We start from the raw sequence: 12758 nt of genomic DNA, 5'->3' as shown, positions 1-12758 counted from the left end.
TGGGAGCGAGCCCGCTCGCGAAGTCCCCTGAGAATACAGCGGTTCACTGGATAACCGCGTTGTTCTTGAGACCTTCGCGAGCAGGCTCGCTCCCACGGCCTCAGTCGTTCGGCTTATTGCGGTTAGAACGCAAGATGTTGCAAGGTGTGTCTGATTGCAACTAAAACCTGATGAGTAAACAAACATGACAACAGAAACTCACTACACAGGAGAGGAACGTAAAAAAAGGATTTTTGCGATTGTCGGTGCGTCCTCCGGCAACCTTGTCGAATGGTTCGACTTTTACGTTTACGCCTTTTGCGCGATCTACTTTGCGCCTGCTTTCTTCCCTTCCGATGACCCCACGGTGCAGTTGCTCAACACCGCCGGTGTGTTTGCGGCCGGCTTTTTGATGCGCCCCATTGGTGGCTGGCTGTTTGGCCGGGTTGCCGATAAACACGGGCGCAAGAACTCGATGATGATCTCGGTGCTGATGATGTGCGCCGGCTCATTGGTGATTGCCTGTTTGCCGACCTACGCCTCGATCGGCGCCTGGGCCCCGGCGTTGCTGTTGATGGCGCGGCTGTTTCAAGGCTTGTCCGTGGGGGGCGAATACGGCACCACGGCGACCTATATGAGCGAAGTGGCACTCAAGGGCCAGCGCGGCTTCTTTGCCTCGTTTCAGTATGTGACGCTGATTGGCGGGCAACTGTTGGCGGTGTTGGTGGTGGTGATTCTTCAGCAGTTCCTGTCGGAAGATGAACTGCGGGCCTGGGGCTGGCGCGTACCTTTCGTGATCGGCGCTGTTGCTGCGCTGATTTCGTTGCTGCTGCGTCGCTCCCTGAAAGAAACCACCAGTGCCGAAACCCGTCAGGACAAGGACGCAGGCAGTGTGGCGGCGTTGTTCCGCGACCATAAAGCGGCGTTTATCACCGTGTTGGGTTACACCGCAGGCGGCTCGTTGATTTTCTACACCTTTACCACCTATATGCAGAAATACCTGGTCAACACGGCGGGCATGCACGCCAAGACCGCCAGTTACATCATGACCGGCGCGCTGTTCCTGTATATGTGCATGCAGCCGCTGTTTGGCATGCTGGCAGACAAGATCGGTCGGCGTAACAACATGCTCTGGTTCGGTGCGCTGGGCACGCTGTGTACAGTACCGATCCTGTTGACCCTGAAAACCATCAGCAGCCCGTTTCTGGCCTTTGTGCTGATTACCCTGGCGCTGGCGATTGTCAGCTTCTACACCTCGATCAGCGGCTTGGTCAAAGCCGAGATGTTTCCGCCGCAGGTCCGGGCGCTGGGCGTGGGTCTGGCCTATGCGGTGGCCAACGCGATCTTTGGTGGTTCGGCGGAATACGTGGCGCTGGGCCTGAAGTCCATAGGTATGGAAAACAGCTTCTACTGGTATGTGACGGTGATGATGGCCATCGCTTTCCTGTTCAGCTTCCGTTTGCCCAAGCAACCCAAGTACCTGCACCACGATTTGTGATGTACCCCGCGCGCGCCCGTTTGTGGCGCGCCTTCTAAGGAAGGTTTATGAGCAATCAGCTGTTCGATGCGTACTTTACGGCCGAGGCCATGGGCGAGGTGTTTTGCGATCATGGCCGGGTACAGGCCATGCTCGACGTCGAAGCGGCGTTGGCCCGGGCACAAGCCGGGGTCGGGGTGATTCCTCACGCTGCAGTTGCACCCTTTGCGGCTGCGTGTCGCGCTGAACTCTACGATTTTCAAGCCTTGGGCCAAGCCATAGGCAGTGCCGGCAATTCGGCGATCCCGCTGGTCAAGGCCCTGGGCAAACAGATTGCCAGCACCGCGCCCGAGGCCGAGCGCTACGTGCATCTGGGAGCTACCAGCCAGGACGTGATGGACAGCGGCCTGGTGCTGCAATTGCGCGCGGCTCTGGAACTGATCGAGACTGATCTGACCCGATTGGCCGATGTGCTTGCCGAGCAGGCCCAGCGTTATGCTGCAACCCCATTGGCCGGGCGGACCTGGTTGCAACAGGCCACCCCGGTCACCCTGGGGATGAAAATCGCTGGCTGGCTGGGGGCTGTGACCCGCAACCGTCAACGTCTCAATGAACTGAAACCACGGCTGTTGTGCCTGCAATTTGGTGGCGCCTCCGGCACCCTGGCCGCTTTGGGCGATCAGGCAATGCCGGTGGCGCAGGCGCTGGCTGATGAGCTGAACTTGAATCTGGCGGATCAACCCTGGCACACCCAACGTGATCGCCTGGTGGAGTTCGGCTCGGTGCTGGGTTTGATTGCCGGTGGCCTGGGCAAGATCGGCCGCGATATCAGCCTGCTGATGCAGACTGAGGCGGCGGAAGTGTTCGAGCCGTCGGCGCCGGGCAAGGGCGGCTCTTCGACCATGCCGCACAAGCGCAACCCTGTGGGTTCGGCGGTATTGATCAGCGCCGCGACCCGGGTGCCAGGCCTGCTCAGCATCCTGTTCAGCGCCATGCCCCAGGAGCACGAGCGCAGCCTGGGCCTGTGGCACGCCGAGTGGGAAACCCTGCCCGAGATCTGCTGTGTGGTTTCCGGAGCACTGGTACAGGCACTGAATATTGCCCAAGGGCTGGAAGTGGACAGCGAGCGCATGGCCCGCAACCTCGACCTGAGCCACGGCCTGGTGCTGGCTGAAGCGGTGAGCATTGTGCTGGCGCAGAGGGTAGGGCGCGAAACCGCGCACCATTTGCTGGAGCTGTGCTGCAAACGTGCGGTGGCTGAACACCGCCATTTGCGTGCGGTGCTGGGCGATGAGCCGCAAGTCACCGTACAGCTGAGTGCAGAGGAACTGGATCGTTTGCTCGATCCGGCCCATTACCTTGGCCAGGCGACGACGTGGGTCGAGCGTGCGCGGGCTGAACATTTTGCGTTGGTCCTTTAAAGGAGAAGCTCGTGGGACGTGTACAACTCGCTGAAGGTGAACTCAACTACCGACTGGATGGCCCTCAGGGCGCGCCGGTGCTGGTGTTGTCCAACTCGCTGGGTACTGATCTGGGAATGTGGGATACACAGGTTCCGGCGTTTGCCGAGCACTTCCAGGTGTTGCGTTACGATACTCGGGGGCATGGTCAGTCGCTGGTGACCGAGGGCCCATACAGCATCGAGCAACTGGGCGGTGATGTACTGGCGCTGCTGGATGCGCTGCATATCGAAAGGGCGCACTTTTGCGGGCTGTCGATGGGTGGCCTGATAGGCCAGTGGCTGGGTATCCATGCCGGTTCGCGTCTGCACAAGCTGATTGTGTGCAACACCGCCGCCAAGATCGGCGACCCTTCAGTGTGGAACCCGCGCATTGAAATGGTGTTGCGTGATGGCGCGGCGGCGATGGCCGGTCTGCGTGATGCCTCCATTGCGCGCTGGTTTACCGCCGATTTTGCTCAGGCCAACCCCGAGCAGGCCAAGCGCATCACCGATATGCTGGCTGCCACTTCGCCCCAAGGCTATGCCGCCAACTGTGCGGCTGTACGCGATGCGGACTTTCGCGATCAGTTGGGTGCAATAGAGGTGCCGATGTTGGTGATTGCAGGCACCGAAGATGCCGTTACGCCGCCTGCGGGCAGCCAGTTCATCCAGGAACATGTACGTGGCGCGCAGTACGCCGAGTTTTATGCCGCGCACCTGTCCAACGTGCAGGCGGGCGATGCCTTCAGCCAGCGTGTGGTGGATTTTCTGTTAGCCGGTAAAGCGGTTTAAGGAGCAGTTTGTGGACGAGAAACAACGTTACGACGAAGGCATGCAAGTACGCCGCGCAGTGCTTGGTGATGCGCACGTCGACCGCAGCCTCAATGCCCTGACCGAGTTCAACAGTGAGTTCCAGGAAATGATCACCCGCCACGCTTGGGGTGATATCTGGACCCGACCGGGCTTGCCACGCCACACCCGTAGCCTGATCACCATAGCCATGCTGATCGGCATGAATCGTAATGAAGAGCTGAAACTGCATCTGCGTGCGGCGGCCAACAACGGTGTGACCCGCGCCGAGATCAAGGAAGTGATCATGCAGAGTGCCATCTACTGTGGCATACCGGCGGCCAACGCCACTTTTCACCTGGCCGAGTCTGTGTGGAATGAGTTGGGGGTTGAGTCGCGGGGCTGAACTGCGACTACCTGTCTCTGTGGGAGCGAGCTTGCTCGCGATGCAGGCGGTGAGGTTTGCCTGAAGCACCGCAGTGATGCCATCGCAGGCAAGCCTGCTCCCACAGGTTTTGTGGCAACCCACAAAATTCAAACTTGGCAGGGAACATTGTGGGAGCGAGCTTGCTCGCGATGCAGGCGGTGAGGTTTGCCTGAAGCACCGCTGATGCCATCGCCGGCAAGCCAGCTCCCACAGCTTTTATTTTGCGTGCACCGCAAACAACAAACCCGCCAAAAGGCGGGTTTGTTGTCTAACCGATACGCATCAAGCCTTTGGTGGCTGATCCGAAACCGGGCGGTTTTGCCCGGTCTGCTCGTACCAGCCGCCACCCAATGCCTTGTACAGCGTGACTTCACTGGTCAACTGCGACAGACGATCGGTGATCAACGATTGCTGCGCGCTGAACAACGAGCGCTGGGCATCGAGGAAGGTCAGGTTGCTGTCGATGCCGATCCGATAGCGACGCTCGGCCAACCGGTAGTAATCCTGGTTGGCGTTGACGAAGTCGGTCTGCGCCTGCAACTGCTGATTGTAGGTCTGGCGCGCTGCCAGGCCGTCAGACACTTCCTGGAAAGCGGTCTGGATGGTCTTTTCGTACTGGGAAACCGTGATTTCCTTCTGGATCTTCGAGTAGTCCAGGCTGGCGCGCAAAGCCCCTGCGTTAAAGATCGGCAGGTTGATCTGCGGCGAGAACAGCCAGGTACCTGAACCACCCTTGAACAGCCCCGACAGGTCAGGGCTCAAGGTGCCGGCATTGGCGGTGAGGCTGATGCTCGGGAAGAACGCTGCCCGCGCCGCGCCGATATTGGCGTTGGCGGCCAGCAACTTGTGCTCGGCTTCAAGGATGTCCGGACGACGTTGCAACAAGTCCGATGGCAAGCCGGCCGGTACTTCGTTCAACAGGTCGGCAGCCAGCGGTTGGGCCGCAGGCAGGTTGTCCGGGATGGTGGTGCCCAGCAGCAGCGCCAGGCTGTTCTGGTCCTGTGCCACCTGACGGGTGTACCTGGCCAGTTGCACCTTGGCGTTTTCCACCGAGGTACGCGACTGGCTCACGTCCAGTGCCGAAGCGACACCCACTTCATTGCTGCGCAAGGTGAGCTTGTAGCTCTCATCGAACGTCTTGAGGGTGTCTTCGGTCAGCTTCAGCAGCTCTTTGTTAGCCTGCCAGGTCAGATAGGCATTGGCGACACTGGCCACCAGACTGATCTGGGTAGTGCGTCGGGCTTCTTCGGTTGCAAAGTAGTTCTGCAGAGCCTCATCGCTCAGGCTGCGAACCCGGCCGAACAGGTCCAGCTCGTACGCGCTGACCCCAAGGGTAGCCGAATAAGAACTGGTGATGCTCGACTCGCCGGTTTGCGACATTTTGGCCGGGGTACGTTGACGGCTGCCGCTGCCATTGGCAGAAACAGCCGGGAACAGATCGGCACGCTGGATGCGGTACTGCGCGGCATAGGCATCGATGTTCAGCGCCGCGACGCGCAGGTCGCGGTTGTTCACCAGGGCCGTCTGAATCAACTGCTGCAGTGCCGGGTCATGGAAAAACTGACGCCAGCCCTGTTCCGCGGCGGCCTTGCTGGCCGCCTCGGTTGGCGAGTAGGCCGGGCCTTGCGGGTACTGTGCCGCTACCGGCGCTTCAGGGCGCTGGTAGTCGGGGATCAGCGAGCAGCCGCCCAGCGTAAACGCTGCGACAGCTACTGCGAGAAGCGACTTGCTCATTGGCCAGCCTCTTGGTTTGGAGTTTTAGTCAGGTCCACTTTCTTTTCCGTGTCTTTCTTCTTGCCGCTACCGATGGACGATACGGCCACAAAGAACAGCGGTACCCAGAACACGGCCAGTACGGTGGCGGTGATCATGCCACCGATAACACCGGTACCAATAGCGTGCTGGCTACCCGAGCCTGCACCCGTGGAGATGGCCAGCGGGATTACACCCAGTACAAATGCCAGGGAGGTCATGATGATCGGACGCAGACGCATACGACACGCCTCGATCGCAGCCTCTGTCAGTGAGCGCCCCTGTTCATGCAGTTCCTTGGCAAACTCGACAATCAGAATGGCGTTTTTCGAGGCCAGACCGATGGTCGTAAGCAAGCCCACCTGGAAGTACACGTCGTTGGACAACCCCCGCAGGCTGGTGGCCATCAGTGCACCGATAATCCCCAGTGGTACCACGAGCATCACTGCAATCGGAATCGACCAGCTTTCGTACAGTGCTGCAAGGCACAGGAACACCATCAGCAAGGAAATAGCGTACAGCGCAGGCGCTTGCGAACCTGACAGACGTTCCTCGTAAGACAGGCCGGTCCAGGAAATACCTACGCCTGCAGGCAGCTTCTTGGCCAGGGCTTCGACTTCGGCCATGGCTTGACCACTGCTGTAGCCCGGAGCCGGGGCACCGAGGATTTCCATGGCTTCTACGCCGTTATAGCGCGACAGCTTGGGCGGACCGTAGATCCACTTGCCCTTGGCGAAGGCCGAGAACGGCACCATGGTCCCTTCGCTGTTGCGTACGAACCATTTCTTCAGGTCTTCCGGGTTCATCCGCGATTCGGCTGTACCTTGCAGGAACACCTTCTTCACCCGACCGTGGTCGATAAAGTCGTTGACGTAGCTGGCACCCAGACCGATCGACAGCGTGCTGTTGATGTCGCTCAGGTCAACGCCCAGGGCGCGAGCGGCTTCATCGTCAATTTCCAGCTGGTACTGCGGTTCATCGTTCAGGCCGTTTGGACGTACGCCCGCGAGAATCTTGCTTTGTGCAGCCATGCCCAGGAACTGGTTACGGGCCGCCATCAGCTTCTCGTGACCGATACCGGAGCGGTCTTGCAGGTAAACGTCAAAACCGGTGGCGTTACCCAATTCCATTACTGCCGGCGGGGCAAAGGCGAACACCATTGCATCGCGGAAGGTGGAGAAGTGCGCCTGAGCGCGGGCAGCGAGGGCAAACACGCTGTTGTCCGCATCACGCTCGCCCCACGGTTTAAGCATGATGAACGCAAGGCCGGAGCTTTGACCGCGACCGGCGAAGTTAAAGCCGTTTACGGTAAACACCGATGACACCGCGCCCGACTCGTCTTTCAACAGGTACTCACGCATCCTGTCGATCACATCCTGTGTACGTTCAGCGGTAGTGCCTGCCGGTGTTTGTACCTGTGCAAACAGTACGCCCTGGTCTTCTTCCGGGAGGAAGGAGGTCGGGATACGGGTAAACAGGAAAACCATGCCGACCACGATCAGTACGTAAGCCAGAAAGTACGGAACCTTGTTACGCAGGATACTGCCGACACCTTTCTCGTAGCGCTTTACGCCACTGTCAAAGGTTCGGTTGAACCAGCCGAAGAATCCACGCTTGTTCTCACCGTGATCACCCTTTTGGATCGGCTTGAGCATGGTGGCGCACAGGGCCGGGGTGAAGATCAGGGCAACCAGCACCGACAGGCCCATCGCCGAAACAATGGTGATCGAGAACTGGCGGTAAATCACACCGGTGGAACCGCTGAAGAAGGCCATTGGCAGCAGTACTGCCGACAGTACCAGGGCGATACCGACCAGCGCACCCTGGATCTGCTCCATGGATTTTTTGGTGGCTTCCTTGGGCGGCAGTCCTTCTTCGGACATGACCCGCTCAACGTTTTCCACCACAACGATGGCATCGTCCACCAGCAAGCCGATGGCCAAAACCATACCGAACATGGTCAGGGTGTTGATGCTGAAACCGGCCGCAGCCAGGATGCCAAAGGTACCGAGCAATACCACCGGTACTGTCATCGTGGTGATGATGGTGGCGCGGAAGTTCTGCAGGAACAGGAACATCACCAGGAACACCAGGACAACTGCTTCAACCAGGGTTTCAATTACGCCCTTGATCGAGGCCGAAACCACTGGAGTGGTGTCATACGGGTAAACGACTTTCATGCCCTGCGGGAAGAAAGGTTCCAGGTCTGCGATGGTTTTGTGCAGTGCTTTTGCGGTGTCCAGAGCGTTTGAGCCCGGAGCCAGCTTGATCGCCAGACCCGAAGACGGCTTGCCGTTGAACTGGGCGCTGATGCTGTAGTTCTCGCCCCCCAGTGCAACCTCGGACACATCGCTCAAGCGAACCTGAGAACCGTCGGAGTTGACCTTGAGCAGAATCTTTTTGAACTGCTCGGCGGTTTGCAGACGGGTTTTGCCGATGATGGTGGCGTTCAGCTCCTGACCCTTTACCGCTGGCAGGCCGCCCAGTTGCCCGGAGGACACCTGTACGTTCTGTGCGCTGATGGCCGATTTAACGTCCACCGGGGTCAGGTTGTATTTGTTCAGCTTGGACGGGTCGAGCCAGATACGCATGGCGTACTGGGCACCGAACACCTGGAAGTCGCCTACACCTTCGGTACGGGAAATCGGGTCCTGCATGTTGGAGACGATGTAGTTGGACAAGTCGTCCTTGTTCATGGAACCGTCTTCGGACACCACACCAATAACCATCAGGAAGTTTTTCACTGCCTTGGTTACACGGATACCTTGCTGCTGAACCTCTTGAGGCAGCAGCGGGGTCGCCAGGTTGAGCTTGTTCTGCACCTGGACCTGAGCGGTGTCAGGGTCGGTGCCTTGCTCGAACGTAGCGGTGATGGTCATGCTGCCGTCGGAGTTGCTTTCCGAAGACACATAACGCAGGTGGTCAATACCGTTGAGCTGTTGCTCGATCACCTGGACCACGGTGTCCTGCACGGTTTGCGCCGAGGCGCCCGGGTAGGTCACGGAAATCGAGATGGCCGGTGGCGCGATGCTCGGGTACTGGTTGATCGGCAGTTTCAGGATCGATAGAGCCCCGACCAGCATGATCACCAGGGCAATTACCCAGGCGAAAATCGGACGGTCGATAAAAAATTTCGACATGGTTTACTCCCCTTTACTGCCTGCAGCTTTTTCTGTTGCCGGGGCAGATGCCGGGGTTTCGCCTTGCGCCTTGTCCATGATCTTGACTTCGATACCAGGCTTGATGAATTGCAGGCCGTCGGTAATCAGGCGGTCGCCAGGGTTCAGGCCTTTCTCTACCAGCCAGTCACTGCCGACGGTACGCGAAGCTTGTAGCACACGCATTTCAACCTTGTTGTCCGGCCCGACGATCAATGCTGTCGGTTGGCCCTTGAGGTTGTGAGTCACACCGATCTGCGGCGCCAGAATGGCATTGCTGTCGATACCTGCTTCCAGCTGCGCGTGGACAAACATGCCCGGCAACAGCACTTCGTCAGGGTTCGGGAACACGGCACGCAAGGTCACGGAACCGGTGGCTTCATCGACCGAGACTTCGGAGAACTCAAGGCGGCCTTCTTGTGCGTATTCGCTGCCGTCCGGCAGGGTCAGCTTGACCTTGGCGGCGTTTTCACCAGCCTTCTTCAGGCGGCCACTGGCCAGATCGCGGCGCAGTTCAAGCATTTCCACCGAGGACTGGGTCACGTCAACGTAGATCGGGTCCAGTTGGGTGATCACGGCCAAGGCGTTCGCCTGGCCACTGGTGACCAGCGCGCCTTCAGTGAACAGCGAGCGACCGATACGACCGGTCAGTGGTGCCATTACCTTGGTGTAACGCAGGTTGACCTGAGCGGTGTTCAGCGCGGCTTCGGCTTCCATGCGCGCGGACTCGGCGTTGTCGTATTCCTGACGGCTTACGGCTTGCTCGGCGACCAGTTGCTTGTAACGGTCGGCAAGTGATTTGGCCGACTGCAAGGTCGCGCGGGCGCTGAGTACGGCGCTTTCATAGATAGCCGGATCGATTTGATACAGCTGCTGGCCGATCTTGACGTCACTGCCTTCTTTAAACAGGCGCTTGAGAATGATGCCGTTTACCTGCGGGCGCACCTCTGCCGAGCGATAGGACGCAGTGCGGCCTGGCAGATCAGTGGTCAAGGTAAAAGGCTGGGTTTTCAGCGTGACAACGCCGACCTGAGGGATTTGCGGGGCAGGTGCTGCCTCTTCCTTTTTGCATCCGCTGAGCAGCGAAGCTAGGGCGATGGCAGCAACCAGAGCGGTAACAGCTGGCTTGAATTGCATGAAAATCCTCGGGTCAGGCACGCGAAAGCGCACAAGAATAGTGGAAGGGTAAAGAAAGCTGTTCCGGGTGGATAAATAGCTTGCTAAGGAATATACTTACATTCATGGTTGTTTGTAAATAGCGGGAGCGTCTATCGCCAGCTACTTCAGGGCCATTTTTCAAGCGTGTAGCAGACCGGGATAAGGCATAACAAACGCCACCCGATGTTGGTTCGGCCGAGTGAATGAAACCGCCCGAATCCTCCTGATTGAGGTTTTTATTGCCATGGCGCGTCGTACCAAAGAAGAAGCTCTTGAGACTCGGAGCAAAATCCTCGAAGCGGCCGAACAGGCCTTTTACGAGCGGGGTGTTGCGCGCACGACGCTGGCGGATATCGCCACGTTGGCGGGTGTCACCCGTGGTGCAATTTACTGGCACTTCAGCAACAAGGCCGAACTGGTGCAAGCCATGCTCGATAGCCTGCATGAACCTTTGGACGAATTGGCCAAGGCCAGTGAAAATCAGAACGAGATTGATCCGCTCGGCTGCACGCGCCAATTGCTGATTCATTTGTTTCGCCAGGTTGCGATTGATCCAAAAACCCGGCGTATCAATGAAATTTTGTTTCATAAATGCGAATTCACAGACGAAATGTGTGATTTTCGGGCCCAGCGCCAGGTCGCGATGGTCGATTGCAACAGCAGGATCGAGCTGGCCCTGAGCAATGCCATTCACCGTCAACAACTCCCTGAAACCCTGGATGTGCGCCGCGCTGCCATCAGCTTGCATGCCTATATCGACGGCATTCTCGGACAATGGCTGCTGGTTCCCGACAGTTTCGATCTTTTCAAGGATGCTGAATCCTGGGTCGATACTGGCCTGGATATGCTGCGTTTAAGCCCTGCTTTGAGAATCTGCGGCGATATCCGAGAGGGAGTCTAGTAGGCTCGAGCAATAAGGCGAGTGAAGATTTTGCCCTCTGGGCCATTTAATGGCAGATGGCATTTATATACGTCTGGCCCGCGGGTTTAAAGTTAGCGAGCTAAGTATTTTGTAGGTAAATTGTTATCGTCTGGCGAGTCAGCCTATAGCTCGCAGCATGTGATCCTACGCCAAAGTGATTACAGTCTTACTGAGCGGTGACAACTTTCGCCTCTATTCCCTTCATCCCTCCTGTCTGTCCTGGCTTCTCCTACACTTGTGCAACGTGGAGAAACCGAGGACTGATCCGTGAACAAGATTTACTCGAGTGCTGAATCCGCTTTGCAGGGGCTGGTCGAAGACGGCATGACCCTGGCCGTGGGCGGTTTTGGTTTGTGCGGGATTCCCGAGGCACTGATTGGCGCCCTGCGTGATACCGGCAAGCGTGAATTGACAGTCATCAGCAACAACGCCGGGGTTGACGGTTTTGGCCTGGGGCAACTGCTGGAGACCCGCCAGATCCGCAAAATGATTTCTTCTTATGTGGGTGAGAACAAAGAGTTTGAGCGCCAGTACCTGGCGGGCGAGCTTGAGCTGGAATTCACCCCTCAAGGTACCCTCGCGGAAAAACTGCGGGCGGGTGGGGCAGGTATTCCGGCGTTTTTCACCAAGACCGGTTACGGCACGCTGGTGGCGCAAGGCAAGGAAACCCGAGAGTTCGATGGCGAGTGGTATGTCATGGAGCGCTCCTTGCGCGCTGATGTGGCCCTGGTCAAAGCCTGGAAAGCCGACAAGTCAGGCAATCTGCTGTTCAACAAAACTGCGCGCAACTTCAATCCATTGGCGGCCATGGCGGCCAAAGTGTGTGTGGTGGAAGTGGAAGAGATTGTCGAGATTGGTGAGATCGAGCCCGATCAGGTGCATTTGCCAGGGATTTACGTGCAGCGGCTGGTGCTCAACGCCACGCCGGAAAAACGTATCGAACATCGCACTGTACGGAGCGTCTGACCATGGCCTGGACTCGAGAAGAAATGGCGCAGCGCGCCTCCCAAGAATTGCAGGACGGTTTTTACGTCAACCTGGGCATCGGTTTGCCGACCCTGGTGGCCAACTACATTCCCGAGGGCATGGACGTATGGCTGCAAAGTGAAAACGGCCTGCTCGGTATTGGCCCGTTTCCCACAGATGATGAAGTGGATGCCGATCTGATCAACGCGGGCAAGCAAACCATTACCACCTTGCCGGGCAGCAGCTTTTTCAACAGTGCTGACTCGTTTGCGATGATTCGCGGCGGTCATATCAACTTGTCGATTCTTGGGGCGATGCAAGTTTCCGAGAAAGGCGACCTGGCCAACTGGATGATCCCTGGCAAGATGGTCAAGGGCATGGGCGGGGCGATGGATCTGGTGGCAGGGGTCAAGCGCGTGGTGGTGCTGATGGAGCACACCGCCAAGGGCGGCACCCACAAACTGCTCCAGCAGTGCGACCTGCCGCTGACCGGCGTGGGTGTGGTTGACCGGATCATTACCGATCTGGCGGTGCTTGATGTGACGGAACAGGGGCTCAAGCTGGTGGAGCTGGCAGCGGGTGTCAGTCTTGAGGAGCTGAAATCGGCCACTGGCTGCGCTATTAACGTCTAGCGCTCCCACAGGGCGGGGGATTGCCCAAGCGATGAAACGCAAAAAGCCCCGGCTCCT

10 protein-coding genes are annotated in these 12758 nt (G+C 58.2%); 7 read left to right on the top strand and 3 right to left on the bottom strand.

All coding sequences use genetic code 11. From position 1 onward, the window contains the following. The first annotated feature begins 184 nt into the window (after positions 1-184). Genes ACZRMH_RS08740 through pcaC form a run of 4 tightly spaced genes read left to right on the top strand, consistent with a single transcriptional unit; the run spans position 185 to position 4092 of the window. Entirely contained in the window at positions 185-1477 is a 1293-nt protein-coding gene (locus ACZRMH_RS08740; protein WP_464013077.1) for an MFS family transporter, read from the top strand. Positions 1478-1524: 47 nt separating this feature from the next. Further along, on the top strand, positions 1525-2877 hold the full coding sequence (locus tag ACZRMH_RS08735; protein ID WP_464013076.1) for a 3-carboxy-cis,cis-muconate cycloisomerase: 1353 nt from the start codon (positions 1525-1527) through the stop codon (positions 2875-2877). A gap of 11 nt (positions 2878-2888) precedes the next feature. After that, complete coding sequence (pcaD, locus tag ACZRMH_RS08730) at positions 2889-3689, top strand: 3-oxoadipate enol-lactonase (protein WP_464013075.1); 801 nt, start codon at positions 2889-2891, stop codon at positions 3687-3689. Between the two features lie 10 nt (positions 3690-3699). Beyond that, positions 3700-4092 carry a 4-carboxymuconolactone decarboxylase gene (gene pcaC / locus ACZRMH_RS08725; protein ID WP_464013074.1) on the top strand — a complete coding sequence of 131 codons (393 nt, stop codon included), beginning with the start codon at positions 3700-3702 and terminating at the stop codon, positions 4090-4092. A gap of 303 nt (positions 4093-4395) precedes the next feature. Here the strand turns inward: pcaC and ACZRMH_RS08720 are convergent, their stop codons facing one another. Genes ACZRMH_RS08720 through ACZRMH_RS08710 form a run of 3 tightly spaced genes read right to left on the bottom strand, consistent with a single transcriptional unit; the run spans position 4396 to position 10160 of the window. Next, on the bottom strand, positions 4396-5847 hold the full coding sequence (locus tag ACZRMH_RS08720) for an AdeC/AdeK/OprM family multidrug efflux complex outer membrane factor (protein WP_464013073.1): 1452 nt from the start codon (positions 5845-5847) through the stop codon (positions 4396-4398). Then, positions 5844-9005, bottom strand: a complete 3162-nt coding sequence (locus ACZRMH_RS08715; protein ID WP_464013072.1) for an efflux RND transporter permease subunit — start codon at positions 9003-9005, stop codon at positions 5844-5846. The genes ACZRMH_RS08720 and ACZRMH_RS08715 overlap by 4 nt, the downstream gene beginning before the upstream one ends. A gap of 3 nt (positions 9006-9008) precedes the next feature. Continuing rightward, a complete protein-coding gene (locus ACZRMH_RS08710) occupies positions 9009-10160 on the bottom strand; it encodes an efflux RND transporter periplasmic adaptor subunit (protein WP_464013071.1) in 1152 nt (383 codons plus the stop codon). 265 nt (positions 10161-10425) lie between these two features. Here ACZRMH_RS08710 and ACZRMH_RS08705 point away from each other — a divergent pair, with 265 nt between their 5' ends. From ACZRMH_RS08705 to ACZRMH_RS08695, 3 genes are all read left to right on the top strand, one after another. Further along, positions 10426-11082 (top strand): TetR family transcriptional regulator, encoded by a 657-nt coding sequence (locus ACZRMH_RS08705; RefSeq protein WP_464013070.1) that lies wholly within the window; start codon positions 10426-10428, stop codon positions 11080-11082. Between the two features lie 288 nt (positions 11083-11370). Then, positions 11371-12069, top strand: a complete 699-nt coding sequence (locus tag ACZRMH_RS08700) for a CoA transferase subunit A (protein WP_464013069.1) — start codon at positions 11371-11373, stop codon at positions 12067-12069. Between the two features lie 2 nt (positions 12070-12071). Beyond that, the gene (locus ACZRMH_RS08695; protein ID WP_464013068.1) at positions 12072-12701 is read left to right on the top strand and encodes a CoA transferase subunit B; all 630 of its coding nucleotides are present in this window, start codon (positions 12072-12074) and stop codon (positions 12699-12701) included. The last annotated feature ends 57 nt before the right edge of the window (positions 12702-12758 follow it).

It is taken from the genome of Pseudomonas sp. B414 (genome assembly GCF_055408445.1).
Note: the sequence above shows the minus strand (reverse complement) of the source record. Positions and strands in the feature narration are given on the sequence as shown.

Bases quoted from the DNA above. Each gene is read 5' to 3' on its own strand.
- ACZRMH_RS08740 (WP_464013077.1), top strand. From the start codon at position 185: ATGACAACAGAAACTCACTACACAGGAGAGGAACGTAAAAAAAGGATT.
- ACZRMH_RS08735 (WP_464013076.1), top strand. From the start codon at position 1,525: ATGAGCAATCAGCTGTTCGATGCGTACTTTACGGCCGAGGCCATGGGC.
- ACZRMH_RS08720 (WP_464013073.1), bottom strand. From the start codon at position 5,847: ATGAGCAAGTCGCTTCTCGCAGTAGCTGTCGCAGCGTTTACGCTGGGC.
- ACZRMH_RS08715 (WP_464013072.1), bottom strand. From the start codon at position 9,005: ATGTCGAAATTTTTTATCGACCGTCCGATTTTCGCCTGGGTAATTGCC.
- ACZRMH_RS08710 (WP_464013071.1), bottom strand. From the start codon at position 10,160: ATGCAATTCAAGCCAGCTGTTACCGCTCTGGTTGCTGCCATCGCCCTA.
- ACZRMH_RS08705 (WP_464013070.1), top strand. From the start codon at position 10,426: ATGGCGCGTCGTACCAAAGAAGAAGCTCTTGAGACTCGGAGCAAAATC.
- ACZRMH_RS08695 (WP_464013068.1), top strand. From the start codon at position 12,072: ATGGCCTGGACTCGAGAAGAAATGGCGCAGCGCGCCTCCCAAGAATTG.